Source organism: Caulobacter sp. (assembly GCF_039596335.1).
Taxonomy (GTDB): domain Bacteria; phylum Pseudomonadota; class Alphaproteobacteria; order Caulobacterales; family Caulobacteraceae; genus Caulobacter.
The window spans coordinates 58818-84952 of the sequence record NZ_JBCNJZ010000004.1 but is presented as its reverse complement, the minus strand read 5'-3'; the positions used below and the strand labels follow the sequence as shown (position 1 = coordinate 84952).

The 26135-nt window shown below is 68.1% G+C and carries 30 protein-coding genes; 20 read left to right on the top strand and 10 right to left on the bottom strand.

Annotated features, from left to right (window positions below; all coding sequences use genetic code 11):
- The first annotated feature begins 112 nt into the window (after positions 1 to 112).
- From ABDW31_RS09460 to ABDW31_RS09445, 4 genes are all read left to right on the top strand, one after another.
- On the top strand, positions 113 to 2866 hold the full coding sequence (locus ABDW31_RS09460; RefSeq protein ID WP_343698522.1) for a TonB-dependent receptor: 2754 nt from the start codon (positions 113 to 115) through the stop codon (positions 2864 to 2866).
- 108 nt (positions 2867 to 2974) lie between these two features.
- Positions 2975 to 3364 (top strand): hypothetical protein, encoded by a 390-nt coding sequence (locus ABDW31_RS09455; protein WP_184720954.1) that lies wholly within the window; start codon positions 2975 to 2977, stop codon positions 3362 to 3364.
- Positions 3365 to 3428: 64 nt separating this feature from the next.
- Entirely contained in the window at positions 3429 to 3764 is a 336-nt protein-coding gene (locus ABDW31_RS09450) for a GIY-YIG nuclease family protein (RefSeq protein WP_184720952.1), read from the top strand.
- Positions 3761 to 4351, top strand: coding sequence for a DUF2239 family protein (locus ABDW31_RS09445; RefSeq protein WP_343698813.1), 591 nt, complete (start codon positions 3761 to 3763; stop codon positions 4349 to 4351). The genes ABDW31_RS09450 and ABDW31_RS09445 overlap by 4 nt, the downstream gene beginning before the upstream one ends.
- Here ABDW31_RS09445 and ABDW31_RS09440 read toward each other — a convergent pair.
- Positions 4306 to 5337 carry a ThuA domain-containing protein gene (locus tag ABDW31_RS09440; RefSeq protein WP_343698521.1) on the bottom strand — a complete coding sequence of 344 codons (1032 nt, stop codon included), beginning with the start codon at positions 5335 to 5337 and terminating at the stop codon, positions 4306 to 4308. The genes ABDW31_RS09445 and ABDW31_RS09440 overlap by 46 nt on opposite strands.
- Entirely contained in the window at positions 5334 to 5726 is a 393-nt protein-coding gene (locus ABDW31_RS09435) for a VOC family protein (RefSeq protein WP_184720946.1), read from the bottom strand. The genes ABDW31_RS09440 and ABDW31_RS09435 overlap by 4 nt, the downstream gene beginning before the upstream one ends.
- Before the next feature lie 96 nt (positions 5727 to 5822).
- On the opposite strand from ABDW31_RS09435, the gene ABDW31_RS09430 reads away from it, so the two are divergent.
- Positions 5823 to 6338 (top strand): hypothetical protein, encoded by a 516-nt coding sequence (locus ABDW31_RS09430; RefSeq protein ID WP_343698520.1) that lies wholly within the window; start codon positions 5823 to 5825, stop codon positions 6336 to 6338.
- Positions 6339 to 6355: 17 nt separating this feature from the next.
- Here the strand turns inward: ABDW31_RS09430 and ABDW31_RS09425 are convergent, their stop codons facing one another.
- On the bottom strand, positions 6356 to 7360 hold the full coding sequence (locus ABDW31_RS09425) for an SDR family oxidoreductase (protein WP_343698519.1): 1005 nt from the start codon (positions 7358 to 7360) through the stop codon (positions 6356 to 6358).
- Positions 7361 to 7483: 123 nt separating this feature from the next.
- Between ABDW31_RS09425 and ABDW31_RS09420 the strand changes: the two genes are divergently transcribed.
- Positions 7484 to 8842: an MATE family efflux transporter gene (locus ABDW31_RS09420; RefSeq protein ID WP_343698518.1), complete on the top strand. Its 1359-nt coding sequence runs from the start codon at positions 7484 to 7486 to the stop codon at positions 8840 to 8842.
- Positions 8843 to 8973: 131 nt separating this feature from the next.
- Here ABDW31_RS09420 and ABDW31_RS09415 read toward each other — a convergent pair whose 3' ends face one another.
- On the bottom strand, positions 8974 to 9870 hold the full coding sequence (locus ABDW31_RS09415) for a cobalamin biosynthesis protein CbiG (protein ID WP_343698517.1): 897 nt from the start codon (positions 9868 to 9870) through the stop codon (positions 8974 to 8976).
- 100 nt (positions 9871 to 9970) lie between these two features.
- Entirely contained in the window at positions 9971 to 11962 is a 1992-nt protein-coding gene (mdoH, locus tag ABDW31_RS09410) for a glucans biosynthesis glucosyltransferase MdoH (RefSeq protein WP_343698516.1), read from the bottom strand.
- A gap of 286 nt (positions 11963 to 12248) precedes the next feature.
- Here mdoH and ABDW31_RS09405 point away from each other — a divergent pair, with 286 nt between their 5' ends.
- Positions 12249 to 12596: a copper-binding protein gene (locus ABDW31_RS09405; protein WP_184720938.1), complete on the top strand. Its 348-nt coding sequence runs from the start codon at positions 12249 to 12251 to the stop codon at positions 12594 to 12596.
- 3 nt (positions 12597 to 12599) lie between these two features.
- Here the strand turns inward: ABDW31_RS09405 and ABDW31_RS09400 are convergent, their stop codons facing one another.
- Positions 12600 to 13625 (bottom strand): NADP-dependent oxidoreductase, encoded by a 1026-nt coding sequence (locus tag ABDW31_RS09400; RefSeq protein WP_184720937.1) that lies wholly within the window; start codon positions 13623 to 13625, stop codon positions 12600 to 12602.
- A 114-nt stretch (positions 13626 to 13739) separates the two neighbouring features.
- Between ABDW31_RS09400 and ABDW31_RS09395 the strand changes: the two genes are divergently transcribed.
- Together ABDW31_RS09395 and ABDW31_RS09390 are read left to right on the top strand one after the other, a co-directional pair.
- Positions 13740 to 14657 (top strand): Gfo/Idh/MocA family oxidoreductase, encoded by a 918-nt coding sequence (locus tag ABDW31_RS09395; RefSeq protein WP_343698515.1) that lies wholly within the window; start codon positions 13740 to 13742, stop codon positions 14655 to 14657.
- Positions 14658 to 14702: 45 nt separating this feature from the next.
- Positions 14703 to 15341: a LysE family translocator gene (locus tag ABDW31_RS09390; protein ID WP_343698514.1), complete on the top strand. Its 639-nt coding sequence runs from the start codon at positions 14703 to 14705 to the stop codon at positions 15339 to 15341.
- A gap of 11 nt (positions 15342 to 15352) precedes the next feature.
- On the opposite strand, the gene ABDW31_RS09385 is transcribed toward ABDW31_RS09390, so the two are convergent.
- Both ABDW31_RS09385 and xth read right to left on the bottom strand, forming a co-directional pair.
- Positions 15353 to 16255: a hypothetical protein gene (locus ABDW31_RS09385; protein ID WP_343698513.1), complete on the bottom strand. Its 903-nt coding sequence runs from the start codon at positions 16253 to 16255 to the stop codon at positions 15353 to 15355.
- Positions 16256 to 16301: 46 nt separating this feature from the next.
- A complete protein-coding gene (gene xth, locus ABDW31_RS09380; protein WP_184720933.1) occupies positions 16302 to 17090 on the bottom strand; it encodes an exodeoxyribonuclease III in 789 nt (262 codons plus the stop codon).
- Between the two features lie 35 nt (positions 17091 to 17125).
- Between xth and ABDW31_RS09375 the strand changes: the two genes are divergently transcribed.
- Genes ABDW31_RS09375 through ABDW31_RS09365 form a run of 3 tightly spaced genes read left to right on the top strand, consistent with a single transcriptional unit; the run spans position 17126 to position 18584 of the window.
- Positions 17126 to 17455, top strand: a complete 330-nt coding sequence (locus tag ABDW31_RS09375; RefSeq protein WP_343698512.1) for a hypothetical protein — start codon at positions 17126 to 17128, stop codon at positions 17453 to 17455.
- A gap of 59 nt (positions 17456 to 17514) precedes the next feature.
- Entirely contained in the window at positions 17515 to 18183 is a 669-nt protein-coding gene (locus tag ABDW31_RS09370; RefSeq protein ID WP_343698511.1) for a cation transporter, read from the top strand.
- Positions 18180 to 18584, top strand: coding sequence for a helix-turn-helix domain-containing protein (locus ABDW31_RS09365; protein ID WP_184720928.1), 405 nt, complete (start codon positions 18180 to 18182; stop codon positions 18582 to 18584). Before ABDW31_RS09370 ends, ABDW31_RS09365 begins: the two co-directional genes overlap by 4 nt.
- Here ABDW31_RS09365 and erpA read toward each other — a convergent pair.
- Positions 18568 to 18900, bottom strand: coding sequence for an iron-sulfur cluster insertion protein ErpA (erpA, locus tag ABDW31_RS09360; protein ID WP_184720926.1), 333 nt, complete (start codon positions 18898 to 18900; stop codon positions 18568 to 18570). The two genes, ABDW31_RS09365 and erpA, sit on opposite strands and share 17 nt — an antisense overlap.
- An 88-nt stretch (positions 18901 to 18988) precedes the next feature.
- Between erpA and ABDW31_RS09355 the strand changes: the two genes are divergently transcribed.
- The 5 genes from ABDW31_RS09355 to scpB all read left to right on the top strand — a co-directional run bounded on the left by ABDW31_RS09355 (position 18989) and on the right by scpB (position 23677).
- Positions 18989 to 20173, top strand: coding sequence for a deoxyguanosinetriphosphate triphosphohydrolase (locus ABDW31_RS09355; RefSeq protein ID WP_184720923.1), 1185 nt, complete (start codon positions 18989 to 18991; stop codon positions 20171 to 20173).
- A gap of 177 nt (positions 20174 to 20350) precedes the next feature.
- Positions 20351 to 21148 (top strand): SPOR domain-containing protein, encoded by a 798-nt coding sequence (locus tag ABDW31_RS09350; protein ID WP_343698510.1) that lies wholly within the window; start codon positions 20351 to 20353, stop codon positions 21146 to 21148.
- Positions 21145 to 22185: a beta-N-acetylhexosaminidase gene (gene nagZ, locus ABDW31_RS09345; protein ID WP_184720919.1), complete on the top strand. Its 1041-nt coding sequence runs from the start codon at positions 21145 to 21147 to the stop codon at positions 22183 to 22185. Before ABDW31_RS09350 ends, nagZ begins: the two co-directional genes overlap by 4 nt.
- On the top strand, positions 22182 to 23006 hold the full coding sequence (locus tag ABDW31_RS09340; protein WP_184720917.1) for a ScpA family protein: 825 nt from the start codon (positions 22182 to 22184) through the stop codon (positions 23004 to 23006). The genes nagZ and ABDW31_RS09340 overlap by 4 nt, the downstream gene beginning before the upstream one ends.
- Positions 23003 to 23677, top strand: a complete 675-nt coding sequence (scpB, locus tag ABDW31_RS09335; RefSeq protein WP_343698509.1) for an SMC-Scp complex subunit ScpB — start codon at positions 23003 to 23005, stop codon at positions 23675 to 23677. The genes ABDW31_RS09340 and scpB overlap by 4 nt, the downstream gene beginning before the upstream one ends.
- Here the strand turns inward: scpB and ABDW31_RS09330 are convergent.
- The gene (locus ABDW31_RS09330; protein ID WP_343698508.1) at positions 23674 to 23985 is read right to left on the bottom strand and encodes a hypothetical protein; all 312 of its coding nucleotides are present in this window, start codon (positions 23983 to 23985) and stop codon (positions 23674 to 23676) included. The genes scpB and ABDW31_RS09330 overlap by 4 nt on opposite strands.
- Positions 23986 to 24283: 298 nt before the next feature.
- On the opposite strand from ABDW31_RS09330, the gene ABDW31_RS09325 reads away from it, so the two are divergent.
- The 3 genes from ABDW31_RS09325 (at position 24284) to tatC (ending at position 26099) form a co-directional block, all read left to right on the top strand.
- Positions 24284 to 24508 (top strand): twin-arginine translocase TatA/TatE family subunit, encoded by a 225-nt coding sequence (locus tag ABDW31_RS09325; protein ID WP_184720911.1) that lies wholly within the window; start codon positions 24284 to 24286, stop codon positions 24506 to 24508.
- 89 nt (positions 24509 to 24597) lie between these two features.
- Positions 24598 to 25197 carry a Sec-independent protein translocase protein TatB gene (gene tatB / locus ABDW31_RS09320; RefSeq protein WP_343698507.1) on the top strand — a complete coding sequence of 200 codons (600 nt, stop codon included), beginning with the start codon at positions 24598 to 24600 and terminating at the stop codon, positions 25195 to 25197.
- Positions 25194 to 26099, top strand: coding sequence for a twin-arginine translocase subunit TatC (tatC, locus tag ABDW31_RS09315; RefSeq protein ID WP_184720907.1), 906 nt, complete (start codon positions 25194 to 25196; stop codon positions 26097 to 26099). The genes tatB and tatC overlap by 4 nt, the downstream gene beginning before the upstream one ends.
- Positions 26100 to 26135: the final 36 nt, after the last annotated feature.

The following is a 26135-nucleotide window of genomic DNA, read 5'->3' as shown; positions in this document are numbered from 1 at the left end:
CGGTGTGCGCTTTATGCCGCAAAAGCTTGGCCATAGTGCTCGGGGGCGTTGCAGCGAAGCTGTAGGGCTCCTAGTGAGCGTATTGGCGCAACCTCCGATTTTGCGGGCCGACATGACCCTCCCGACCGTCCTGCTCTATGGATTGGCCGCCGCCGCCTTTGACGCCTCCACCATGCCCGCCGTGTCCGCGCCGCCGGCGGGGGCTATCGCGGAAGGGCAGGCCAAGACCCGTCAGAAGGACGAGGAGCCCACCCAGGTCGAGGGCCTGACCATCGAGGCCGACCCGCGCGGCAAGGTCGACAGCCCGATCCCGCCAGACTTCGAACTGGACGAGGAGGCGATCCAGAGCCTGGGCGCCAGCAATGTCGTCGACCTGCTGACAATCCTGGCCCCGCAGCTGGAGAGCACGCGCGGCCGCAGCAGCGGTCCGCCGGTGATGCTGGTCAACGGCCGTCGCATCTCGGGCATGCAGGAGATGCAGGGCATCCCGCCCGAGGCGATCCAACGCTTCCAGGTGTTCCCCGAGGAGGTCGCGCTCAGCTACGGCTTCAAGGCCGACCAGCGCGTCGTCAACATCATCCTGAAGAAGAACTTCAATTCGAAGATGGCGCAGGCCGGCGTCACCGTCGCCACGGACGGCGGCTATGTCGCGCCGTCGGTGGGCGGCAACCGGCTGCGGATCGACGGCGACCGCCGCTGGAACGTCGACGTCCAGGTCAGCCACGCGCCCTATCTGATGGAGACCGAGCGCGACATCGTGCGCACGCCCAACGGTCAACCCTTCGACCTGACCGGCAATGTGAGCGGCGTGGGCGGGGGCGAGATCGATCCGGCGCTATCCGGTCTGGCCGGGAGCCGGACGACCATCGCCGGAGCGCCGGCCTCGGCGGCTGCGGGCCTGGTCTCGCTGAACGACTATGCGGCGCTGGCCGGTCGCTACAATACCGACGACCTGACCGCCGCCCGTTCGCTGGTCAGCAAGTCCGACAAGCTGGTCCTGCGTGGCGGCACGACCCGCGACATTGGCAAGGAAACCCAGCTGACCGTCAGCGGCAATCTGGAGGACAGTCGTACCGAGGCGCTGCTGGGCCTGCCGGGCGTCACCTTCGCCCTGCCGGCGGGAAGCCCGTTCTCGCCCTTCGCCAACCCCGTCACCGGCTATCGCTTCATCGACGCGCCGGAGACGTTGGCGCGCGAGACCGACACCCTGCGCACCCAACTGGCCATGATCGCCAGCGGCCGGTTGGGTTCGTGGCGCTGGACCGCCGCCGGAGACTTCGATCGCACGGTCAGCGACACCACGACGGGACGCGGACTGGACGCCTCGGCGTTCCAGGCGGCGGTCGCGGCCGGCGACCCCACGGTCAATCCGTTCGGCGCAATCCCGGGCGGACTCTACAAGGCCGTAGCGCCTGACACCGCCCACTCGGTCTCGACCGCGGCCAGCGCGTCGGTGATGCTGAACGGGTCGCTGTTCGAGACGCCCGCCGGGCCCGCGCAGTCCAGCTTCCGGGTGTCGTTGGACACGCGCGGCCTGAACTCCAAGACCGTGCGGTCAGGGATCACGACCCAGCGTGACGTCAGTCGCGACCGCCAGAGCGTGATGGGCAATCTGAGCCTGCCGCTGACCAGCACGCGCCAGGGCTTCCTGGCCAAGGCCGGCGACCTCTCGGCCAACGTCAACTTCGAGTACGAGGAGCTGTCGGACCTGGGCGGGCTGACCACCTTGGGCGGCGGCCTGAGCTGGACGCCGATCAAGCGGCTGAACTTCGCCGTCAACTACGCCCAGGAAGAGGGCGCGCCGACCACCAACCAGATCAACGATCCGATCCTGGTGACGCCGAACGTCTCGGCCTTCGACTTCAACACCGGCCAGACGGTGCTGGTGTCCTACACCACCGGCGGCAACGGGCGCCTGCGCAACGACAGCCGATCGCTGGCCTCGTTCAGCGGGACTTACAAGCCGTTCGAGAAGATCGACCTGACCCTGAACGCCACCTACACGCGCTCGGAGATCAAGAACCTGATCACCAGCTTCCCGGCGATCACGCCGGACCTGGAGGCGGCGTTCCCCGAGCGCTTTACCCGTGACGCGGCCGGGCGGCTGCTGGCCATTGACGCGCGGCCGATCAACATCGCCAGCGCCGACAGCGACAAGATCCGCTGGGGGCTCAACTTCTCCAAGGCCGTCGGCCAGGCCACGGCCGCGCCGCCGGGGCCGGGCGGTCCGGGAGGGCCCGGCGGGGGCATGATGCGCTTTGGCCCGCCGCCCGGCGCGGGTGGTCCGGGCGGTGGTGGCGGCGGAGCCGGTCCAGGCGGGGGCGGTGGTCCTGGCGGACCCGGCGCTCTGGGCCCCGGCGCCATGCCGCGCCCGGGGCAGGGTCTGCTGCGCTTCTCGATCTATCACACCTGGCGGCTCACCGAGGAGATCGTGGTCCGCAAGGGGTTGCCGGTGCTGGACCAGCTGGACGGCGCGGCGATCAGCGCGCGCAACGGTGTGGCGCGTCATGAAATCCAGGCGCAGGGCGGCTATTCCCGCAACGGCCTGGGCGTGAACCTGAGCGCGACCTGGAAGGACAGCACCTGGGTCAATGGCGGGGCGACCGGCGGCCAGACCCTGTACTTCTCCGACCTGGCGACAGTCGGGGTGAACGCCTTCGCCAACCTCAACGCCTCGCAGAAGGCGCTGGTGGCCAAGTACCCGGTGCTGAAGAACGGGTTCGTGATGCTGAACGTCGAGAACCTGTTCAACGCCCGCCAGACGGTCCGCGACCAAGGCGGCGTTACGCCGCAGGCCTATCAGCGCGACTATCTGGATCCCTTGGGGCGCACGGTTCGGATCAGTTTCCGCAAACTGCTGTACTGACCCGGGCGGGGCCTGGCGGCGAGACCCTCAACGCGTCGTTAAGCAGTCGGGCGCAGCCTTCCGTCAACGACCCCCTGAAGCAGGATGGGGGGCGGATGGGAGGCTGTCATGGCGATCATGACTTCCAGTACGCGTCGGGTCGGCGACCATTTCGAGCCCAGCGACGTCGATCCGCAGGTCCAGCGCCGGCTGCGGGGCTATCTCGAACAGATCGACTACACCGCCTTCGCCTCGAACAAGGCGGTGCTGGGGGCCTCGATCCCCCATGCCGACGCCGAGCGCTTCCAGCGTCTGGCGGTCGCCGCCGCCACCGCGCGGGGCCGCTGGGTCGCCGAGGCCGCGACCATGACCGAGGCCGCGGCCAGCCTGACCGACGCCCAGGTCGCCCGCCTGGCCCATCTTCGCAGCGCCTATGAGGAACTGTCGGCGGTCTATGAGGCTACCCGGCGGATGGTCGAGCGCGGCTACGTCGCCTATCGCGCGCCGCCGCAGGTTTAATTTACCCGGGTATTATTGACTCTGAATTTCGTCCGGGTAAAAGGCTGTCTCAAAGGAGACGGTCATGTCCGAACGCAAGGCGCTGCTGCGCGCCTACAAGGAACGCAAGGTCGAGCCCGGCGTCTACGCCGTGCGCTGCACGACCACCGGCGAGGTCTGGGTCGGCGCGACGCCGGACCTGGCGACCCGCCAGAGCGGCGTCTGGTTCACCCTGAAGCTAGGCTCGCACCGCGAACCCTCGCTGCAGGCCGCCTGGAAGGCGCACGGCGAGGCCGCGTTCGTGTTCGAGCCGGTCGAGGTGGTCGACACCGAGGGCCTGGATAGCTTCACCCGCAACAGCAGGCTGAAGGATCGCCGCGACCACTGGGTGCGGGCGATGGGCGCGAAAGGGCTGAACTGATGGACCGCTATGTCGTCTTCCGCGGCCATGACCGCGTCGCTGTCGGCTCGCAGCTGGAGGTGGCCCTCGCTGCTCACGGGCTGGTGGGCGAAGCCAGGGTGCTGATCTTCGACCCCGACGGTCGCTCGGTCGATTTCGATCTCAGCGGCGACACCGTCGACCTGGTCCGCCGCCTGTCGCCGGCCGAAGACGCTCCACGGGGACGCGGTCGGCCTAAGCTGGGCGTCACGGCCCGCGAGGTGACCTTGCTGCCACGCCATTGGGATTGGCTGGCGGCCCAGCCGGGCGGGGCGTCGGTGGCGCTGCGCAAGCTGGTCGAGGCAGCGCGCAAGGCCAGCGAAGGCCCTGACCGCATCCGCGCCGCCCGCGAGGCGGCCTATCGCTTCGCCTCCGCCATGGGTGGCGACTTGCCGGGCTTCGAGGACGCCATGCGGGCCCTGTTCGCCGGCGACGATGCGGCGTTCGAAGCGCGGATCGAAATCTGGCCGGCCGACGTGGCCGGGCAGCTGCGGACCTATGCGGCCGAGGCCTTCGGGCCCGATCAGCCGTCGGACCTGGCCACCACCTCGTCCAGCACCGCCTTGTAGGCCGCGTCGAAGCGGGTGCGGTCACTGGTCGGCTTGCCGGGCCACAGCGGGCGCAGGGCGGCGGTGCGGGCGGCGGTGTCGCGCAGCCAGGCCGGATCGGCCTTGGAGAGGCGGGTCACGCGGGCCTCGACCTCGGCCTTTGGCCGGCCGTCATAGGCCAGCAGCGAGCGCAGCGCCCACAGGGCCTGCTCGTCGGGATTGGGCTTGGCCTGGCCCGGCGTCCGGTGGGCGGTCCAGCGGATGGCGTCCAGGATCTGGGCGCGATAGCGCGGATCGTCCCAGGTGCTGGGCGTGTGGCCCAGGCTGGTGGAGAACAGCCGGCCCTTGCCGATCTCGCGCGCCCAGGTGATCGGGATGAACCACGGCCGCTTCAGGGCGGTGTCGGTGAAGTCCATGGCCTGCAGCGCCCGGACCTTGGCCGGGTCATAGTCGGCGAATTGGTAGATCTCCTCGGCATAGGCAAAGCGCGTCGGCCAGGCCTTGGTCGTCGGGTGCTGGCCGCCGATCGCCTGGATGGTCACCGGCGTGCCCTGGACCCACGGGTGTCCGGCGAACTTGCCGTTGATGAAGGCGGTATAGCTCTGGCCGGGGCCGTCATAGGGCCAGGCGGTGTCGGTGGCGCTGTGCAGGCCCACGAAGCCGCCCTTGCCGCTCTCGACCCATTGCTGGATGGCGGCCCAGGCCTCCGGCGCGATCGGCAGGGCGCCGGTCGTGTAGAAGGCCAGGACGTCGATGTCCTTCAGCTTCTCGGGGGTGATCGTGCGGGCGTCCTGGGTCGACTCGACGGTGAAGGCGCCGGACGTGGCGGCGATCTGCGCCATCACGATCTCAGACTGGGTCGGTCCGTTGCTGTTCTTGGGGCGCGTGACCGGCGCGTGGCGGAAGCCCACCGACTGGTCGAGATAGAGCACCCGGATCTTGTCGGCTGCGAAGGCGGGGGAGGCGAGGGCGCAGAGAAGGGCAACGAGAGCGAGGCGGCGGTTCATCGGGCCGCCTTGGGCTCGAGCAGGTCCCAGCGATTGCCCGACAGGTCTTCGAACACCGCCACCGTGCCGTAGGGCTCGAAGCGTGGCTCCTCCAGGAAGCGCACGCCGGCGGCCGTCATGCGGGCATGGTCGCCGGCGAAGTCGTCGGTGTGCAGGAACAGCCAGACCCGGCCGCCGCCTTGCTGGCCGATCGCCCGGGCCTGATCGTCGATGGCGCGGGCCAGCAGGAAGTCAGTCCCTTCGGTTCCCGGTGAGACAACGACCCAGCGCTTGTCGCCGCCCATGTCGGTGTCTTCGACGAGGGTGAAGCCCAGCTTGCCGACATAGAAGGCGATGGCGTCGTCATAGTCGGCGACCAGCAGGGATACGAGGGCGACGCGGCGGGCCATTGGCGACTCCATAAGACGAGGCGATTGGATACCATGCGTCAGGTCAATGTCAGCGCGCCGGCGTTACGACAGCGACCTCACGAACAGGAGAACGCCATGAACCGCCCCCTCATCCTGACGTCTGTTGCGGCTGCAGCCGCCGTACTAGCCCTGGCGCCGCTGGCCTTCGCCGATGGCCCCAAGACCAAGATCACCGAGGTCGCGCCCAAGGACCTGCCGGCCGCCGTGGTCAAGGTGATCAAGGCCGCCGCCCCGACCATGACCATCAAGGAAGCCGAGCTGAAGGAGCGGGAGGACCGCCGCTATTACGACGTCGAAGGGACGCTGCCCGACGGCTCGGAGATCGAGTTCGACCTGCTGGAAAAGAACGGCGGGTGGGAGATCGTCGAGACCCAACGCGACATCGTCTGGGCCTCGGCCCCCAAGCCGGTGCGCGACGCCGCGGCCGCCTCGGGCAAGACGATCACCCCGGTGCGGGTGATCGAGAGCACCCAGAACGACGGCATGGTGATCTACGAGCTGTTCGCCGCCGGCAAGCCCGAGGAGCCGTCGATGGAGGTCAGCCTCAAGGACGGCCAGGTCAAGGTGCTGGAAGAAGTCTGGCCGCACTAGGTGCGGGCGCGGGGGCGTCAGCCCCCGTTGTACCCGCCGATGATCGGCAGGATCTCGCCGGTGATGTAGCTGGAGGTCTGCGGCGAGGCCAGGAACACATAGGCCGGCGCGATCTCCTCGGGCTGGGCGGGGCGGCCCATCGGGGTCTTGCTGCCGAACTCCGACACCTGCTTGGCCAGCTTGTCGGCCGGGTTCAGCGGGGTCCAGACCGGCCCCGGGGCTACCGCGTTGACCCGAATGCCGCGCTCGATCAGGTGCGTGGCCAGCGATCGGGTGAAGGCGTGGATGCCGCCCTTGGTCAGGGAGTAGTCCAGCAGATCCTTGTTGCCCAACAGGCCCGTGACCGAGCCGGTGTTGATGATCGACCCGCCGCGCGGCAGGTGCTTCACAGCCGCCTTGGCCATGTGGAAATAGCCGTAGAGATTGGTCCGCAGCGTGCGGTCGAAATGCTCCTCGGTCAGGTCCTCGAAGTCCAGCACGTGCTCCTGGAAGGCGGCGTTGTTGACTAGCACGTCCAGCCGGCCGAAGGCCTCCAGGGTCTTGGCCACCGCGTCTTTGGCGTAAGCGGAGTCGGCCACGTCGCCGGGCAGCAGAATGGCCCGCTTGCCCTCCTTCTCGACGGCGGCCTTGGTCTCTTCGGCGTCCTTGTCTTCGGAGAGATAGGCGATGGCGACGTCCGCGCCTTCGCGGGCGAACAGCACCGCCACGGCTCGGCCGATGCCGCTGTCGGCGCCGGTGATCAGGGCGACCTTGCCCTCCAGCTTGCCCGAGCCCTTGTAGAACGGCGCGTCGTACATCGGGGCCGGATCCAGGGCGTATTCGTCGCCGGGCTTGGTCTGGTGCTGCTCGGGGAAGGGCGGCGCAGGATAGGGACGGGCGCCGGCCTGCATGGCTTCTTTCTCGTCCTCCTTCGGCTGGAGCGAGCGCTCCTCCTTGGCGTCCAGCGGAGCCTGGATGTCGCGATAGGCCTGGGCGATGCGGTCGGCGGCGCCTTCGTGCTGCGGGGTCTCGGTCTCGGCCATGGGGAGCGGCTCCTGCTAGTGAGCCCGGAAAACCACTCGCATCCGTCGATGTTCCAAGCGGCGCCAAATGCGGGTTGCCCGAAAAACGGGCATGGGTCAGTTTGCCGGCCCTTCATTCGAGGCATGATCATGCGGCGCGGGCCGATCACCACCGACCTGATCGAACTGCTGCGCCTGTCGGGGCCGGTGGTGCTGTCGCGCCTGGGCATCATGATCATGGGCCTGACCGACGCGATCGTCGTGGGTCATTTCTCAGCGCGCGAGCTGGGCTTCCACGCCATGGCCTGGGCGCCGTCCTCGATCTTCATCACCATGAATGTCGGCCTGCTGGTCGGGATCCAGGTGATGACCGCCCGCGCGGTCGGAGCTGGACGGCGGCACGAGACCGGCGCGGTGCTGCGCCGAGGCCTCAGCTACAGCGCCTGGCTGGGCCTGGGCTCGGCGGTGCTACTGGCGGCGCTGGGGCCGATGTTCCTGCACAGCATGGGCCTGAAGGACGGCCTTGCCGACGGCGCGACCATCCCGATGATTGTCTTCTCGCTGTCGCTGCCGGTCTATGCCGTTTCAGTCGCCCTTACCTTCTGGCTGGAGGGCTTGGCCAAGCCGGGTCCCGGCGCGGTGTTCATGTGGCTGGCCAATATCGTCAACCTGGCCGCCAACCTGATCCTGGTGCCCGGGACCTTCGGCCTGCCGGCCCTGGGGGCGACGGGGGGGGCGTGGTCGACCTTCATCGCCCGCACGGCCCTGCTGCTGGCCCTGGCCATCTATGTGCTGCGCATGAAGGAGGCCCGCGAGCTGGGCGTCTTCGACAAGCCCGCTCGCGACCGTCCGGCGGAGATCGAGCAGCGCCGCATCGGCTACGGCGCCGGCGCGTCCAACTTCTTCGAGGTCTCGGCCTTTGCCGGCATGAACCTGGTGGCCGGCTGGATCGGCGGCCTGGCCGTCGCCGCCTGGGCGGTGGTGCTGAACGTGGCGGCAGTGATCTTCATGATCCCGCTGGGCATCGCCTCGGCCACCGCCGTGCAGGTGGGACGGGCCTATGGCGCCCGCGATCCGGTGGGCATGAAGCGCGCCGGCTGGATCGCCTTTGCCGTGACCTTCGTCATCGGTCTGATCGCGGCCGTGCTGCTGTATCCGCTGAAGGGCTGGGTGGCCTTGGCCTACACCACCGATCCGGCGGCGCTGGAGCTGATCCTGCCGGCCCTGGTGCTGACCTGCATCTTCCTGGCCCCGGACGCCGTCCAGGTGGTCGCCGCCCAAGCCCTGCGCGCGCGCGGCGAGGTTTGGGTCCCGACCATCACCCACCTGATCAGCTATGCCTTCGTGATGGGACCGCTGGCCTGGTGGCTGGCCATCCCGCGCGGCATGGGCCTGAACGGGGTGGTGATCTCGGTGATCGTCACCAGCTTCCTGGCGATGGGCTTCCTGCTGGGCCGGTTCCGGATGCTGGACCGGCGCGATCGCAAACTGGCGTCCAACTAACCGTCTTCCCGGCGAAAGCCGGGACCCAGCTGGAAGAACGCTGGGGCTGGCTCTATAGGCTCAGCGCTTATACAGTCATCCCCAGCGCCATGAGATCTGGGCTCCGGCTTTCGCCGGGGAAGCGGCCGTTGTTAAGCCCCCAGAATCCAGCCTTCCTCGGTCGCAGCCGCCGTCACAGCGTCCTCGGCCAGGCCCTTCGGCGCATCGAAGGCCGCGCCAAGCTTGCCGGCTTCGTCCAGCTTGGCGAAGTGCTCGGCCAGGCTGCGCACCTGGGCCAGGTCCTTGACCTCGCCGGGGGCCGGGACGGGCTTGATCAGCGACGGATAGACCTCGGCCACGACGGTGGCGACGCCCTCCAGGTCGGCCTCGGTCAGGCTCTTGAAGCCGGTCTCGAACGGCCACACGCGGACGGTGTCGCCGCGGGCGTCCTTCAGGCGACGCACGGCCGGAATGCCCATGATCGCCTGACCGCCGACCGAGCCGTTGTAGTAGAGCTTCCAGATCGCGTGCGCGCCCTTGGCGGCCTGGTCCGCATGGCGGAATTCCGGCACATCGTCCGGACCATGGTCGCGCGGACGCTTGGGCTGCAGGGTCGTCAGCGCGTCCTTGGGCGGGCAGCCCCAGAACGGGAAGGGGCCGCCGGTCAGGCGGCGGTTGATCTCTGACCCGACGCCGAAGCGGTTGTTGGTGTTGTCGGCCTTGTCCTTGACCATCTTGGCCAGCTGGTCCCAGACCGCACGCCAGGGCGTCTCGCCCGGCAGGGCCAGGGCCTGCGACAGGCCACGCGGGAAGCCCAGCGGGAAGTCGAAGCCGACCAGGGCCCGCTCGCCACGCTTCTTCAGGTCGTCCAGGATCGCCGCCAGCCGCGTCTCGGCCTCGGCGCGGGTGGCCGGGTTGAAGCTTTCGAAGGTCAGGCGGAAGCGGACATCGCGCTTGAGCACGCCGATCCAGATGGAATCCGCGCCGGTGGTCGGCTTGGCCGCCGCGCTCCAGTCGACGATCACATAGGCGCTGAACAGACGCGACAAGGCACCCAGCTCCGGCAGGGGAAAGACGCCGCGCTTCTACTCCCCCGAGAGCCGGCGGACCAGCCTATCAAAAGGCTTGACGGCCAATCAGCAACGAGGATCAGGCGGCGTCGCGGACCTCGTCTGACGGGCCGATCGGGCGGCCGTGACGGGCGAACCAGCGGATCGGCGGCTCGCACGAGGCGCCCAGGGCCGCGCGGACGATGGCCGGCGGGCGGCGCTCTTCCGGGGTCATGAACAGGCCGTTGGCCTTGACCTTCAGGCCGGCGATCTTGTTGGCGCCCAGCATGGTCAGCGGGACGGCCAGCACCAGACCCATCAGGATCGGGGCGGTGGCGGTGAACAGGTCCGGCGTGAACCAGAACATGCCAGCCAGGACCAGGCCCGTGGCGCTGATCCAGCCCATGGCGGCCGAGGCCTCCTTGAAGCTGACCTTGTCGGCGTCGCGGCGCTGGGTGGCCCAGCCGCCAACCTTGCCGGCCATGATTTCCACGATGGCGCGGGTCTGGGTGAACATCAGCATCGGGGCGACCAGGGCCGAGAGCAGCATCTCGACACCCAGGCCGGCGGCGATGCGGCGCTTGCCGCCAAAGCCCTTGGTCTCGGACTTGCGCGAGAAGACCAGGATCGAGCCCAGGATCTTGGGGCCGAACAGCAGCACGAAGGTGATGATCATGGCCCAGGCGGTGGCCTGGATCTCGCGCCAGTCGATCAGGGCGTGGGCCGCGGCTTGCAGGTCGGCCATGGTGAAGGCCGCCTTTTTCAGCTCAGGCATCAGGGCGCGCGAGGTGACGCCGGCCGACAGGGCGATGAACCACAGCGGCGACAGCACGTAGCTGAGCACGCCGATCACCAGGTGCATGCGGCTCATCAGGTGCAGGCCGGGCAGGGCGATCAGCGGCAGGTGCTGGACGTTGCCGCGGCACCAGCGACGGTCGCGGGTGGCGAAGTCCAGCAGGTTCGAGGGGCTCTCCTCGTAAGAACCTTCCAGATAGGGGGCCAGGTGAACGCTCCAGCCGCCACGGCGCAGCAGGGCGCTTTCCAGGGCGTCGTGGCTCATGACCTCGCCGCCGAACGGCTTGGGGCCGCCCAGCGAGGGCAGGCCGCAGGTCTCGGCGAAGGCGCGGGTGCGGACGATGGCGTTGTGGCCCCAGAACGAGCTCTCGGTGCCCGACCACCAGGCCAGGCCGGTCCAGGCGACGCGGCCGTACAGGCGGGTGGCGAACTGCAGGGTGCGGGCGAAGATCGTCTGGGCGTTGACGATCATCGGCATGGTCTGGATCAGGCCGGCGCCCGGGTGACGCTCCATGGCGTCGGCCAGGCGGACCATGGCGTCGCCGGTCATCAGGCTGTCGGCGTCCAGGACCAGCATGTGTTCGTAGGCGCTGCCCCAGCGGCGCACCCAGTCGGCGACGTTGCCGGCCTTGCGGCCCGTGTTTTCCTTGCGGACGCGATAGAAGACGTTGCTGTGGGCTTCGCGGCGGAAGCGGGCGAAGCAGGCCTGCTCGGCCAGGGCCACCTGGGCGTCGCGGGTGTCGCTGAGGACGAAAATGTCGAAGTGGCGGCTCATGCCCGTCTCGGCGATCGAGGCGTCCATGGCGCGCAGGCGGGCGAAGACGGCGGCGGCGTCCTCGTTATGCACCGGCATCAGGATGGCGGTGCGCGTGTGCAGCTTGGGCATCGGCGTGTCGCTGTCGATGCCCAGCGGATCCTTGGGCTTGCCAAGCAGGATCGAGAAGCCGGCGACGGCCGTGCAGAACCACAGCGACAGGGCCAGGAACAGCGGGGCCAGCAGCACCAGCACCACGCCTTCTAAGCGGGTGACGCCACCGAGCGCGATGGTGTCGAAGGTGGCCTTCCAGCCGGCGAAGCCCATCACCAGGGTGGTGGCGGCGATGATCGAGCGGCGCAGGCGCATGTTGGCGCCCAGCGCGGTGGCGCGGCGCGGACCGCCCTGCCAGAAGCCCAACGGCTGGACCGGCATGGCCAGCGGCGCCTCGGCCGGAATCTCGACGCTCTCGCGGCGAACGACCTGATCGAGGGTGACGCTCGTGGAGGAGTGCACGTCGAAGAGGGCGGAACGATCGTTCATATCGTCAGATCTCGGACTTTTTCGGCAGGCCGGGCTCTCTCCGTACGCTTCGGCCCGTCTGGCCTCTTTCCGCCCCGCCGCGCGTCCGCTAGGGAACGGGCCGGGGTTTCGTGACACCTGCATGACGGTCGAAAGCCGGCGTGGAGAGCCGCCGGGTGATCCTAGAGTAAAACTTCGATCACAAATTCGCTACCGGAAATCACGTCGGTTTCGCAGTTGCGAGAAAAAACCTGGGGAATGCGCCGCGGGAGCGGTGCTCGCCAGATTGGGGAGTTGTCTTAAGTCGATGAAAATGCGCGGTTTTGTCTTTGTGTTGGCGTTAACAAGCTTGGCCGCATGCGACAAAGCTGAGCAGCAGCGGACTTCACATCCCGGCGTTGTCGAGACCCCGATCTCGACGGAATCGCTCCCCGCCTATGACGCTCAAGGTGTGATTTCGAGCCTGGAGGGCCAGGTTCTCACGCTGGATCACGACGGTTCCGCCGCGGCGGGGCTCCGGGCCGGTCGCAACCGCTTCATCGTCTATGCCGATGTCCTGGCCGAAGCCCCGATCACCCCGGGCTCGCGGGTGAAGTTCCAGTTCAAGCAGACGCCGCGGGGCCTCGAGGTGTCGAAGCTCGAGGCCCGCGACTAGGGTTTAGCCCAGCTTCACCAACATCTTCCCCATGTTCTCGCCCGAGAACAGCTTGATGAAGGCGTCCGGGGCGCGTTCGACGCCGTCCTCGACGGTCTCTTTCCAGGTGATCTTGCCGGCCTTGATCCACTCGCCGATGTCCTTGGCGAACTGCGGATAGAGATCGTAGTGGTTGGAGACGATGAAGCCCTCCATCCGCAGGCTCTTGCCGACCGCCAGGATGATGTTGGACGGGCCCTCGGCCTTACCTGTCTCGTTGTATTGCGAGATCATCCCGCACAGGGCGAAACGCGCGAACGGACGGGCCGAGTTGATCGCGGCCTCCAAGTGCACGCCGCCGACATTCTCGAAATAGACGTCGATGCCCTTGGGCGCGACCTTGGCCAGTTCGGCGACGACGTCGGGCGTGGCCTTGTAGTCGATGACGTGGTCGACGCCGATCGACTTCAGGAACGCGACCTTCTCCGGGCCGCCGGCCGAGCCGATCACGGTGTGGCCCTTCAGCTTGGCGATCTGGCAGACGATCGAGCCCACGGCGCCGGCGGCGGCCGAGACGAATACCACATCGCCGTCCTTCAGCGCCGCCACGCGCAGCAGGCCGACATAGGCGGTCATGCCCGGCATGCCGGCCACGCCCAGGAAGGCCTGGGGCGGCACGCCCTGGGTGTCGATCTTGGTGATCGCGCCCATGCCGGCGGCGGCCAGCGACTTGGGATGGGCGTTGAAGGCTTCCCGCCAACCGAACATTGAGTTGACTATGTCGCCCGGCTTGAAGTCCGGATCGTTGGAGGCGACCACCTCGCCGATCGCGCCGCCCTGCAGGGCCTGGCCGATCTGGAACGGCGGCACATAGCTGGGACGGTCGTACATGCGGCCGCGCATGTAGGGGTCGACCGACATCCACAGGTTCTTGATCTGCACCTCGCCGTCGCCCGGCGCGGGCAGCTCGACGGTGGCCAGGTCGAAGTCGGAGGTCTTGGGCACCCCGACCGGGCGGCTCTTCAGGCGGATCTCGCGCGATGTGGTCATGGTCTTCCTCCAGCGGCTCTTGGCGAGCGTTGCGAATTTAAACGGATGTTTAGCGCGCCCTTACGGAAGGCTCCAGTGCTTCTATGCGGCGACGAAGCGCGGTAGACAGCCGACATGATCCAGACCTTGAAAGCGGGCGTCGTCGGCGCCGGAGTGTTCGGCGGCTATCACGCCAAGAAGTACGCCGAGCTGGAGGGCGTGACCCTGGTCGGCGTCTTCGACATCGACCTGTCGCGCGCCCAGGCCCTGGCCGAGCCGCTGGGCGCGAAGGGCTTCGACGACATGGACGCGTTCCTGGCCGCCGTCGACGTGGTCACGGTCGCCACGCCCGCCGTCCATCACGCCGGCGCGGCCCTGGCGGCGCTGAAGGCGGGCAAGCCGGTCTATTCCGAAAAGCCCCTGGCCGTGACGCCGGACGACGCCGACAAGATGGTCGCCGCCGCCGCCAAGGCCGGCGTGCCGCTGGCCTGCGGACATCAGGAGCGGGTCGTGTTCCAGGCCATGGGTCTGCTGGACATCCCCGAGCAGCCGCTGCGCCTGGAAGCCGTGCGTCGCGGCACGCCCTCGGATCGCAATCTTGACGTCTCGGTGGTGCTGGACCTGATGATCCACGACATCGACCTGGCGCTAACCCTCTGCGACGGCGAGCCGATCGCGGTGGAAGGCGAGGGGGCCATCACCCGCTCGGAATCCCTGGATTGGGTGAAGGCCGAGGCCACGTTCGACAATGGCTTCACCGCCGTGTTCGACAGCTCGCGCGTGGCGCAGGCTCGCGAGCGGACCATGAAGGTCGTCTACCCCTCGGGCGAGGTCGAGATCGACTTCCTGGCCCGCACCTTCCGCAACACCACCCCGTTCCCGCTGATCGAGAACTTCACCGAGACCCCGGCCGGCAAGGATCCGCTGGGCCTGTCGGTCGCCGGCTTCCTGAAGGCCGTGCGCGGCGAAGCTCCGCGTCCGGTGGTCACCGGCGAGGAAGCCTCCCGCGCCCTGGACCTGGCGCTGGCGGTGGAGTGGGCGTCGGAGGACTAGCCGTGATCACGGGGCGCAAGCCGCGCGAGGATAGGGGGCGAGGTGATGCCGCATGAAGCCTGGCCCGTCGACCCGATGGCGATCGCCCCCTTCCTGGCGGCTGTGGTCCTGATCGAGCTGACCCCGGGGCCCAATATGGGCTACCTAGCGGGTCTGTCAGCTGTGGAAGGGCGGCGCGCCGGCTTCGTGACCGTGGCCGGCATCACCTGTGGTTTGCTGGCCTACATGCTGGCGTCGGTCGCGGGTCTGACCGAGATCCTGCGGATCAATCGACCACTATACGAGCTTTTGCGCTGGGCCGGCGTGGCCTATGTCTTGTGGCTGGCCGTCGATGCCTGGCGCGGCGGCGAGAGGGCCGAGGCGACGCCGGAGCGCGCCAGCGACTGGACCCTGTTTCGCAAAGGGCTGCTGGCCAACCTGCTCAATCCCAAGGCCGCGCTGTTCTACGTCACGCTCCTGCCGGGCTTCGTGCAGCCGGGTCATGCCTCGCCCACCCAGCAGGCCTTCATCCTGGGCAGTACGCATATCCTGGTCAGTATCCTGGTGCATGGGACGATCGTGCTGTCGTCGGACGGGCTGGCCCGCCGGATCGCAGGGATCGGCGGCAGCGTGAGCGCGCGTCGGATCTTTGCGGCGGCCTTGCTGGTGACGGCGGGATGGATCGCCTTCGAAACGCGTCGCTAGATCCAGGCGCGTTAGTCGTCGAGGTCGAACGGCAGCTCGTTCTGGTCGCTGGCGGTTTCGCGACGGGCCTTTGAAACGGGTTTGTAGTCGGGACCTGGCGTGTGCTCGAGGGCGGCGATGTCGTCCTCGTCGTCCCACGGCGGGTCGCTGAACATGTCAGGTTCGACTGGCGCTACAGCGGCTGGAGCAGCCTGGGCGCCTGGGCGCGCCAACGGCCGGGGCGGGGCGGCCGCGCGCGGGACGTCGTCGAACGAGGAGCGGCGCGGGATCGGTGGCGGGCCCTCGGGCAAGGGCGTTGGGGCGCGGACTTCGTCCTCGTCGTCGAACGGCTCGGGATCGATCGCGCGCACGGGCGCGGCGACCATGGTTTCCTTGGTCGCGCGCGGCGGCAGTGGGCGGCGGACGATCGCCTCGCAGCGGGCCAGCCAGCGGTTGGCCTCCTGCACCAGCTCGGCCGGCGAGCGGCTTTCGCGGCGCTGGGCGTCGCCGGGGGCCCACAGTTCCAGCGCGAAGTCGGGATGACGCGGATCGTCGAAGATCAGACGCAGGGTGACGTTCTCGGCTTGGGGTGTGACGTGGTCGATAGCCCGGCGGCCTTCGCCGCGGAACACCCGGCCCAGCACCTGGCCGTCGACCAGGAGCTCGGCGCCCATCAGCTCGTCCAGGCGATAGATCAGGCACCAGGCGCCGCGATCCCAGGCCACGGCCAGCAGGTTGGTCGAGAACGAGAAGCCCGCGCCGCGGCCGCGACCGCGCGCCAGGATCAGACCTTCGGGATCGGCCTTCAGCACATTGCGCAAGGCCCGGCGGATGCGCCGATCCTCATCGCCGTACCAGATGGCCAGGCTGCCCATGAACGTCACCGCCGAGCCGGCGATGGCCACGAACAGCAAAAGACGCGCGAGCTCGCTCATAATGAGGGGAAGCTAGCGAGAGTCCCGATTCCGGGGAAGCGGCCCGTCAGTCGCGGAAGTGACCCACCACCGGCACGTGGTCCGAGGGCTTTTCCTTGTCGCGCTCGTCGCGGTGGATGACCACGGTCTCCAACCGGTCTGCGGCCTGGGGCGAGCACAGCAGGTGGTCGATGCGGATGCCGAGGTTCCGGGGCCAGGCGCCGGCCTGGTAGTCCCAGAAGGTGTAGCCGCCCGGCGCGCCATCCGTCTGCATGTAGGCGTCGGCGAAGCCCAGGTTCTTCAGCGCCCGAAAGGCGCCGCGGCTTTCGGGCTGGAACAAAGCATCGCCCAGCCAGGCTTCCGGATTGGCCACATCCTCAGCCTCGGGGATGACGTTGTAGTCGCCCAGAATGACCAAGGGCTCCTCAAAGGCGAGAAGCGCCTGGGCATGGGCGTGCAGGCGGCGCATCCAGGCCAGCTTGTAGTCGAACTTCTCGGTGCCGATCGGATTGCCGTTGGGCAGATAGATGCCGACCACGCGGAACGGGACGGGCGCGCCGATCACCGCCTCGACATAGCGCGACTGCTCGTCGACCTCGTCATCATGCAGGAAGGGCAGGCCCTTGCGGATGTCCTCAAGCGGGAACTTCGACAGTAAGGCGACGCCGTTATAGGTCTTCTGGCCGTGGACCACGACGTTGTAGCCCAGGCGCTCGAACGCCTCGGTCGGGAACTTCTCGTCGACGCACTTGATCTCCTGCAGCACGGCGACGTCGGGGTTCTCCGATTCGAACCACGCCAGGACGCCTTCCAGGCGAGCGTTGATCGAATTGACGTTCCAGGTGGCTATACGCATTGACGGCTCCAGAGTGCGGCGGGAGGCTAGAGTTTATGATCAAGGCAAGCAAACGAACGATCGACCGGAAGCAGCTGGCCCTGATGGTGCTGGCCACCGGCGCGTGCGTGGCGCTGGCCGCGCTGGGCGGCGTCCTGGCGATCTTCACGCCGCTGGTGTTCGACCGCTCCGGCAACCTGATGAACCCGATCGCCTGGCTGGGCTTCGTGTTCGCAGCCTCCTTCTGGGTGGTGTGCCTGCTGGCCCCGCTGGCGGGCTGGATCCTGTGGCGCAAGGGCGATCAGCCCCTGGCCTGGGCCGCCATGGCCGTCCCCTTGGCCTGGGGGGCGCTGGCCCTGACCTTCCTGCAGTTCGTGCCGACCTAACCGCTTGACCCTGTCGTCGCTTCAGGGTGCAGCCTGACCTCGTTCGATGAGGTGAAGGCATGGCCAACTGCTGCGGCGACGATCTCTGCAAGACCGACCAGCCCCCGGCGGGCCGCTGGCGGCTGGCCTTGTGGCTAGCCCTGGCGATCAACGCCGGCATGTTCGCGGTTGAGGGCGCCGCGGGCCTGCTGTCGGGCTCGGCGGCGCCGCAGGCTGACTCGCTGGATTTCCTGGGCGACGCGGCCAACTACGGCATCAGCCTGGGCGTCGCCGGCATGGCCCTGGTCTGGCGGGCGCGGGCGGCGATGCTGAAGGGCGCGACCATGCTGCTGTTCGGCGGCTGGGTGGCGGGCATGACCCTGTGGGGCGTCTGGCGCGGCGTGACGCCGGAGGCGCCTGTGATGGGCGTCATCGGCTTCGCGGCCCTTATCGCCAACGCCGTCACGGCCGTGATGCTGTTCAGCTTCCGCAAGGGCGACGCCAACATGCGCTCGGTGTGGATCTGCTCGCGCAACGACGCGATCGGCAATGTGGCGGTGATGCTGGCGGCGGCCGGCGTGCTGGGCACCGGCACGCGCTGGCCAGATCTGGCCGTGGCCGCGGTGATGGCGGGCCTGGATCTGCAGGGCGGCCTTCAGATCGTCCGTCAGGCGCGCGCCGAGCTGAAGACCGCCAAGGCCCCGCCGCCGGTCTTCAAGATCGAGCCCCGCAACCGGAAGCCGGCATGACCCACACCATCGGCGACCTGTCCCGCGCGACCCAGACCAAGGTCGAGACCATCCGCTATTACGAGCGCATCGGCCTGCTGGCCGCGCCGTTGCGCACCGAGGGCAATTACCGCGCCTATGACGACGACGCGCTGAACCGCCTGTCTTTTATCCGCCGCGCCCGCGACCTGGGCTTCTCGCTCGAGCAGGTGAGGGAGCTTCTGGCCCTGTCGGACGACAAGGCCCAGTCCTGCGCCACCGTCGACGACCTGGCCCGCGCCCGATTGGAGGATGTGGAGCGCAAGATCGCCGACCTGGAAGCGTTACGACGAGAGTTGTCGTCGCTCCTGACCCAGTGTCAGCACGGCAAGGTGTCGGACTGCCGGATCCTGGAGGCGCTTGGCCCTAGATCGAGAAGCTGACGCCGCAGCCGCAGCTGGACTTGGCGTTGGGGTTCCGGACCCGGAACTCGGCGCCGGCCAGTTCGTCGACGAAGTCGATCTCCGAACCTTTCAGCAGAGCCAGGGAGACGACATCGACCAGGGCGATGGCGTCGTCGCGCTCGACCTTCAGGTCGTCGTCCTCGACGGTGTCGACCAGGTCGAAGCGATACTGAAAGCCCGAGCAGCCGCCGCCGTCGACGGCGACGCGCAGCATCAGGGGGCGGCCCTCGTTTTGCGAGATGGCCTTGATCCGCCGTGCGGCGTTTTCGGAAAGCGTTAAGTCTAACTGGGTCATGGCTGTGGAAAAGTCACCTTAGGCTTATATGAGGGTGACGCGGCCTCTGCGGAAGAGGTCAAATGGTCAAACGCGATAAAGGCGGTTCATGTCCTCGATCCCGTATTTCGTCCCCCGCGCGCCCTATGCCGAGGATCCCTTCAAGTCGAAGGGCCGCCGGTTCGCCGAGGATGAAAGCCGCACGCGGACCCCGTTCGCCCGCGACCGCGACCGCATCATCCATACCTCGGCCTTCCGTCGCCTGAAGGAAAAGACCCAGGTCTTCGTAGCCCACGAGGGCGACAACTTCCGCACCCGCCTAACCCATTCGCTGGAAGTGGCGCAGGTGGCCCGCTCGCTGGCGACGGCCCTGGGCCTGGACAGCGACCTGGCCGAGACCATCGCCCTGGGCCACGATCTAGGCCATCCGCCGTTCGGCCACGCCGGCGAGGACGAGCTGGAAATCCAGATGCGCCCGTATGGCGGCTTCGACCACAACGTCCAGACCTTCCGGGTCGTGACCGAGCTGGAGCACCGCTATCCGGACTTTCTGGGCCTGAACCTGACCTGGGAGACCCTGGAAGGGATCATCAAGCACAATGGCCCGGTGACCAACAAGCTGGGCAAGCCGTCCTGGAAGGCGATCCAGAAGTACGACGACGAATACGGCCTTGGCCTGGGCACCTGGGCCTCGGCGGAAGCGCAGGTCGCGGCACTGGCCGATGACATCGCCTACAACAACCACGACGTCGACGACGGCGTCACGGCCGGCCTGTTCACCCTGGACGAGCTGATGGACGTGCCGCTGATCGGCCCGATCCTGGCGGCCGTGAAGAGCGAGCGTCCCGACCTCGACCCCCGCCTGACCCACCTGGAAGCTGTGCGCCGCATGATCGGCGCCATGGTCGACGACGTGATGGGCGAGACCCTGCAGCGCGCCGCCGCCACCGGCGTGGCCTCGGCCGATGACGTGCGGGGTCTGGACCACGCCCTGGTCGCCTTCTCGCCGGACATGGCCGAGGATCTGGCCCGTCTGCGCGCCTTCCTGCACGAGCGCATGTACCGCCACTGGCGGGTCAATCGCACGCGCAGCCAGGCTCGCCGCATTCTGGGCGAAATGTTCACGCTATTCCTGCGTGAGCCGGAGGTCCTTCCGACCGTCTGGTTCGCCAAGTCGCAGAACCGCGACGAAGCCGGCCGCGCTCGCGTGGTCTGCGACTATATCGCAGGCATGACCGACCGGTTCGCGATAGAAGAGCACCGCAAGCTGTTCCATCTCGACGTCTGGAATTAGGGCCTAGCGGCTCCTCCAAAGACTCGGAACGGGGACGCGAGCGGTGGCTCGTCCGCCACCTGAGAGGGGCGGACGCTTCTGGGACGCGCCGACGTTGGGTAACCTAGGGTCGCGCGCGTCTGATTCGAGCGTCCTCCCGAATTACTGACGCGCCCGAGTTTTTGGAGCCTATCTGAGATGTCCGATCCGCACCGCGGAGCCTACACGCCGCCTACCGATGCGCCGCTGTCGTTCGACGCGCGTCAGCCCGTGCGCGGCTCGCGCCCGCTGCCGATGACCCTGATCATCAGCGCCGTGGTGCTGGTCACCCTGGTCGTGGCGGTGGTCATGATCTATCGCGGCGGCATCCGTGGGCCCAACGACGCGCCGCAAGCCGTGGGCTCGGAAGTCGCTCAGATGAAGACGCCGCCGCCGGCGGCGGCTCAGCCGCAGGATCCGGCCGCCGGCCTGCAGATCTATCACAACGAAGAACCGCAGCCGTCGGCCACCTTCGCCGCGCCGCCCGAGGCGCCGGTCGCCCGTCCGGCCGTGCCGCTGAACACCGCGCCGGTGCAGACCGCCGCCCTGCCGGCCGCCAAGCCCGCGCCGACCGCGACCCAGCCGGCGACCCCGGCGGCCAAGCCGGCTCCGACGATCGAATCCCTGGCCACCGCCGCTGCTCAGAAGCCCGCGCCCAAGCCCGTCCAGGTCGCTGCCGCGACCCCGGCCGCGCCCAAGCCCGCCGCCATCTCGACCGGTCCGGCCTCGGTGCAGATCGGCGCCCTGTCTTCACCCGCCCTGGCCGACCGCGCCTGGAGCGAAGCCACCCGCCTGGCTCCCGGCCTGGCGTCGGGCAAGGGCAAGAAGGTCGAGGCGATCGACCGCAACGGCACGACGCTGTACCGCACCTCGGTGACGGGCTTCGCCAGCCGTGACGCCGCCAAGGCCTTCTGCGATGCGATCTCGGCCTCGGGCAAATCCTGCTTCGTGAAATGAGCTTGCTGATGGGCGCTTCCTCTTCCGCCGCCATTCTCGGCTGCGCCGGGACCACGCTGACGGCCGAGGAGGTCGCCTTCTTCAAGGACGTGAAGCCGTGGGGCTTCATCCTGTTCAAGCGCAACATCGCCGACCCCAACCAGGTCCGCGCCCTGACCGCCGCCCTGCGCGAAACGGTCGGGCGTCCTGACGCCCCGATCCTGATCGACCAGGAAGGCGGCCGCGTCGCCCGCCTGCAGCCGCCGCACTGGCGCACCTATCCGCCGGGCCGCGCCTATGGCGAGCTGGTCGCCAACGACCCGCTGGTCGCCCGCGAGATCACCCGCCTGGGCGCGCGCCTGATCGCTCACGACCTGACGTCGATGGGCATCAATGTCGACTGCGTGCCGGTGCTGGACGTGCCGGACCCCAAGGGCCACGAGATCATCGGCGACCGCGCCTATGGCGACACGCCCGAGCAGGTCGCGACCCTGGGCCGCGCGGCCGCTGAAGGCCTGCTGGCTGGCGGCGTCCTGCCGATCATCAAGCACATCCCCGGCCACGGCCGCGCCATGAGCGACAGTCACCTGGAGCTGCCCGTCGTGAAGGCCAAGCTGGCCGAGCTGGACGCCCGCGACTTCGCGCCGTTCCGCGTTCTGTCGGACATGCCGATGGCGATGACGGCCCACGTCGTCTACACGGCCATCGACCGCAGCCGCCCGGCCACGACCTCGAAGAAGGCGATCAAGAAGATCATCCGCGAATCCATCGGCTTCGACGGACTTCTGATGAGCGACGACCTGTCGATGAAGGCGCTGACCGGCGACTTCAAGCAGCGCGCCAAGGACAGCCTGTCGGCCGGCTGCGACGTCGTCCTGCACTGCAACGGCGACATGGCTGAGATGAAGGGCGTGATGTCGGGCGTCGGCAAGATGGGCAAGGAAGCCCGCCGCCGGGCCCAGGCCGTCATGGGCCGCCTGGTCAAGGTTCCGGAACCCTTCGACGTGGCCGAGGCCCGCGCTCGCTTCGACGCCGCCTTCGACGGCAAGTACGCTTGAACACGGGCTTCCAGCCCACTTTCGACTTCGCGGCCGCTAATGAAGCCGCTGAAGACGGCGCGGCGCTGGTCATCGACATCGACGGTTACGAAGGCCCGCTGCACGTGCTGCTGGCCCTGGCGCGCAGCCAGAAGGTCGACCTGCTGCAGCTGTCGATTACCCGCCTGGCCGAGCAGTACCTGTCGTTCGTCCAGCAGGCCCGCCGCGTGCGCTTCGCCCTGGCCGCCGACTACCTCGTCATGGCCGCCTGGCTGGCCTATCTGAAGTCGCGTCTGCTGCTGCCCAAGCCCGAACGCGCCAAGGCCGAGGAGCCGCCGGCCGAGGAGATGGCCGCGCAGCTGGCCTTCCGCCTGGCCAAGCTGGATGTCATGCGCAAGGCCGTCGAGGCGCTGAAGGAGCGGCCGATCCTGGCTCGCGACGTCTTCATGCGCGGTGACCCTGAAGCCGTGAAGATCGTCTCTTCGACGCGGCTGGAGGGTGACCTCTACAGCCTGATGAGCGCCTACATCACCCAGCGCAAGAAAGAGCACAGCCGCCACTACGCCCCGCGTCCGCCCACGGCCTATCCGCTGGAAGACGCCCGCGACCGGTTGCGCAGCCTGCTGCCCAAGATGGACGACTGGACCGTGCTGGCCACCGTCGCCCCCATGGAGAAGGCGCTGGAGGACGAGGACGGCCCCACGCCCGCCTCGTACCTGGCCTCGACCCTGTCGGCCTCGCTGGAGCTGGTGAAGGAAGGCATACTGGAGGCCCGCCAGATGGGAGCGTTCGAGGACATCTACTTGCGCACCCGGGCCGAGCCGCTGGAAATCACCGAATGACCGACGCCGCCCTGGATCCGCTCTTCGTCGAACGCTGCATCGAGGCGCTGCTGTTCGCCGCGGCCGAGCCGCTGAGCGATGTCGACTTGGCCAAACGCCTGCCCGAGGGGGCGGACGTGCGCGCCGCGATCGCCGGCCTGATGGCGCGTTACGAGGGCAGGGGGATCGAGCTGGCCTGCGTGGCGGGGCGTTGGCGCTTCCAGACCGCCCACGACCTGTCGTTCCTGATGACCGAGGAACGCGAGGAGCCGCGCCGCCTGTCCAAGGCCGCTCAGGAAACCCTGGCCATCGTCGCCTATCACCAGCCGGTGACCCGGGCCGAGATCGAGGCCGTGCGTGGCGTGCAGGCCAGCCGGGGCACGCTGGACGTCTTGCTGGAGCTGGGCCTCATCCGCATGCGCGGCCGGCGCCGCACGCCAGGCCGGCCTGTGACGTTCGGGACGACGGACGCATTCCTGGAGCACTACGGCCTGGCGCACCTAAGCGACCTGCCGGGAATCGCCGAGATGAAGGCGGCGGGTCTTCTGGAAATGAACCTGCCGCCGGGCTTCACCGTGCCCGATCCGCTGGGCTTGCGGATCGAGGAAGAGGACGTCTTGGATCTGGAGGAGGGCGAGGCGCCGGAATTCGCCCAGGATTTCCTGGGCGAGCCCGAAAAGGCCGATTCCTAGGCCAGGATGTCGGCGATCTGGCCGGTCTTGTCCTTCTTGTTCGGATCGTTCTCGACCTGCTGCTTGATCATGTCTTTCAGCTTCTGTTCGATCTTCGCCCGCTCCTCGGGCGACATCGCCTTCAGCTCTTCCTCGGTGACGCCCAGGCTGGCCAGCATGTTGGCCCGCATCTTCTCGGCCGGCGACATGGCCGCATATTTCAGGAACTCGTCCTTGGCCGAGGTCTGGTTCATCGGCGCCGAGGAGCTGGCCGACAGGCCGCTATAGGCGCCGGCATAGGCCGAGGAACCGATGGAGGAGATGGACATGCGCACGCTCGCGAGATGAGGGTGCGACATTGTGTGCAAGGACCAAGCCAGAGCTGTAGCTCAAGCTTTACAGAGTCTTACCACGCGGGGGCGTCGAGCAAAGGGCGCGAGGCGGTCAACCTCGCCGAGCAAAACTTGCCGGATAGCTTGGCAGCGAGGCCCTGAGGGCGGCCTGCGACGTAAATGGCTGATCCGCCACGCTTGGCTCTGCCCTAAGGGCAAGCCTATATTCGGCGAAGAGATTGTAACGACACGCCACAGAGGCTAAAGCGCCGCTGTCGCAAGGAGCACCGTCGTCATGGGTAGCATGAGTTGGATTCACTGGGTGATCGTTATCGCGATCGTCGCCCTGTTGTTCGGTGGCCGCGGCAAGCTGTCGAGCGTCATGGGTGACGCCGCCAAGGGCATCAAGGCGTTCAAGGACGGCCTGAAGGATGACCCCAGCACGGAAGTCGCCGACAACAAGTCCAAGGGCGCCCTGCCGCGCACCGAGCAGGAAGCCGAAGAGCTTCGTAAGTCGTAAGACTGCATCGCGCGCGGGGAGGGGTTCCTCGCGCGCTACGATCCATTTATCGCGCGTGACTTCGAGTCCCGCCGTTCCAAGGCGTGTCCATGCTTCCTGATATCGGCGGCGCCGAACTTCTCGTCATCGCCGCCGTGGCCCTGATCGTGGTCGGGCCCAAGGATTTGCCCGTCCTGCTGCGCAAGCTGGGTCAGTTCGTCGGCAAGATGCGGGGCATGGCCTCGGAATTCCGCGCCAGCTTCGACGAAATGGCCCGTCAGTCCGAGCTCGAGGAGCTGCGCCGCGAGGTGCAGGCCATGCGCGAGGGCCAGTACGCCAATCCGGTCAAGGACGCTGCCGACGCCGCCAAGGACGCCCACGTCGACCAGGTGTTCGCCGACATCGACGCCTCGCTGTCCAGCGGGACGACCCAGATGCATCCCTATGCCGGCGCCGAGATCCACAATCCGGCCCTGACCACCGACAACTCGGTCGCCGAGCCCGTCGAGGCCGCCAAGCCCAAGCGCGCGCCGCGCAAGAAGGCGGTCGCCGCGGTCAAGCCGACGGCCACCAAGGCCGTGGCCAAGAAGCCCGCCGCCGCCAAGAAGACCCCCGCCGCTAAGACCGCCGCTGCTGCGCCGGCCGCCAAGGCCCCGCGCAAGCGCGCCGCCAAGGCTGGCGACTCCACCGCTTCGGACATCGCCTCGTGAGCAATATCGAATACGACCGCGAGGACGAGATTGAAGCCTCGCGCGCCCCGCTGCTCGAGCACCTCGTCGAGCTGCGCACCCGCCTGATCATCTGCGTCGGCGCCATCGCTGTGGCATTCGGCCTGTGCTTTGCGTTCGTGAAGCCGATCTTCCTGTTCCTTCTGCGGCCGTTCACCGTCGCCGAGGGCCTGAAGGCCATGCAGGACAGCGGCGCAGTGCATGGTCATTTCGACCTGATTTTGGCCCTGATCGGCGTCAAGGCGGTTCCGGCCGGCTTGCTCAAGGACATCACCCTGCAGGCCACCGCGCCGCTGGAGCAGTTCTTCACCAACATCAAGCTGGCGGCCTTCGCCGGGATCGTGGTGGCGTTCCCGATCATCGCCTGGCAGCTGTACCGCTTCGTCGCGCCGGGGCTGTACAAGAAGGAGCGCAACGCGTTCCTGCCGTTCCTGATCGCCTCGCCGGTGCTATTCCTGCTGGGCGCGGCGCTGGTCTACTATGTCATGCTGCCGTTCGTGCTGTGGTTCTCGCTGAGCCAGCAGATCAACGGCGACGGCGTGAAGGTCGTGCTGCAGACCCGGGTCTCGGAGTATCTGACCCTGGTCACGACCCTGCTGCTGGCCTTCGGTCTCAGCTTCCAGCTGCCGGTGGTGCTGTCGCTGGGCGGCCTGGCCGGCCTGGTGACCTCGAACATGCTGCGCACCGGTCGCCGCTACGCCATCGTCGCCGTCTTCGTGCTGGCCGCCGTCGTCACCCCGCCCGATCCGATCAGCCAGATCACGCTGGCCGTGCCGCTGTGTCTGCTCTACGAGGTCTCGATCTGGTGCGTGTGGCTGATCGAGCGTCGCCGCAAGCGCGAGGAAGACGAGGACGAGGCCGGCACGGACATCGTCGCCGCCTGACGCACAAAAAAGGGCCCCGCGATCGTCTCGCGGGGC

Coding starts and splice junctions, on each gene's coding strand:
- ABDW31_RS09460 (WP_343698522.1), top strand. CDS start 113: ATGACCCTCCCGACCGTCCTGCTCTATGGATTGGCCGCCGCCGCCTTT.
- ABDW31_RS09455 (WP_184720954.1), top strand. CDS start 2,975: ATGGCGATCATGACTTCCAGTACGCGTCGGGTCGGCGACCATTTCGAG.
- ABDW31_RS09450 (WP_184720952.1), top strand. CDS start 3,429: ATGTCCGAACGCAAGGCGCTGCTGCGCGCCTACAAGGAACGCAAGGTC.
- ABDW31_RS09440 (WP_343698521.1), bottom strand. CDS start 5,337: ATGAACCGCCGCCTCGCTCTCGTTGCCCTTCTCTGCGCCCTCGCCTCC.
- ABDW31_RS09435 (WP_184720946.1), bottom strand. CDS start 5,726: ATGGCCCGCCGCGTCGCCCTCGTATCCCTGCTGGTCGCCGACTATGAC.
- ABDW31_RS09430 (WP_343698520.1), top strand. CDS start 5,823: ATGAACCGCCCCCTCATCCTGACGTCTGTTGCGGCTGCAGCCGCCGTA.
- ABDW31_RS09425 (WP_343698519.1), bottom strand. CDS start 7,360: ATGGCCGAGACCGAGACCCCGCAGCACGAAGGCGCCGCCGACCGCATC.
- ABDW31_RS09420 (WP_343698518.1), top strand. CDS start 7,484: ATGATCATGCGGCGCGGGCCGATCACCACCGACCTGATCGAACTGCTG.
- mdoH (WP_343698516.1), bottom strand. CDS start 11,962: ATGAACGATCGTTCCGCCCTCTTCGACGTGCACTCCTCCACGAGCGTC.
- ABDW31_RS09405 (WP_184720938.1), top strand. CDS start 12,249: ATGAAAATGCGCGGTTTTGTCTTTGTGTTGGCGTTAACAAGCTTGGCC.
- ABDW31_RS09400 (WP_184720937.1), bottom strand. CDS start 13,625: ATGACCACATCGCGCGAGATCCGCCTGAAGAGCCGCCCGGTCGGGGTG.
- ABDW31_RS09395 (WP_343698515.1), top strand. CDS start 13,740: ATGATCCAGACCTTGAAAGCGGGCGTCGTCGGCGCCGGAGTGTTCGGC.
- ABDW31_RS09390 (WP_343698514.1), top strand. CDS start 14,703: ATGCCGCATGAAGCCTGGCCCGTCGACCCGATGGCGATCGCCCCCTTC.
- ABDW31_RS09385 (WP_343698513.1), bottom strand. CDS start 16,255: ATGAGCGAGCTCGCGCGTCTTTTGCTGTTCGTGGCCATCGCCGGCTCG.
- xth (WP_184720933.1), bottom strand. CDS start 17,090: ATGCGTATAGCCACCTGGAACGTCAATTCGATCAACGCTCGCCTGGAA.
- ABDW31_RS09375 (WP_343698512.1), top strand. CDS start 17,126: ATGATCAAGGCAAGCAAACGAACGATCGACCGGAAGCAGCTGGCCCTG.
- ABDW31_RS09370 (WP_343698511.1), top strand. CDS start 17,515: ATGGCCAACTGCTGCGGCGACGATCTCTGCAAGACCGACCAGCCCCCG.
- ABDW31_RS09365 (WP_184720928.1), top strand. CDS start 18,180: ATGACCCACACCATCGGCGACCTGTCCCGCGCGACCCAGACCAAGGTC.
- erpA (WP_184720926.1), bottom strand. CDS start 18,900: ATGACCCAGTTAGACTTAACGCTTTCCGAAAACGCCGCACGGCGGATC.
- ABDW31_RS09355 (WP_184720923.1), top strand. CDS start 18,989: ATGTCCTCGATCCCGTATTTCGTCCCCCGCGCGCCCTATGCCGAGGAT.
- ABDW31_RS09350 (WP_343698510.1), top strand. CDS start 20,351: ATGTCCGATCCGCACCGCGGAGCCTACACGCCGCCTACCGATGCGCCG.
- nagZ (WP_184720919.1), top strand. CDS start 21,145: ATGAGCTTGCTGATGGGCGCTTCCTCTTCCGCCGCCATTCTCGGCTGC.
- scpB (WP_343698509.1), top strand. CDS start 23,003: ATGACCGACGCCGCCCTGGATCCGCTCTTCGTCGAACGCTGCATCGAG.
- ABDW31_RS09330 (WP_343698508.1), bottom strand. CDS start 23,985: ATGTCCATCTCCTCCATCGGTTCCTCGGCCTATGCCGGCGCCTATAGC.
- ABDW31_RS09325 (WP_184720911.1), top strand. CDS start 24,284: ATGGGTAGCATGAGTTGGATTCACTGGGTGATCGTTATCGCGATCGTC.
- tatB (WP_343698507.1), top strand. CDS start 24,598: ATGCTTCCTGATATCGGCGGCGCCGAACTTCTCGTCATCGCCGCCGTG.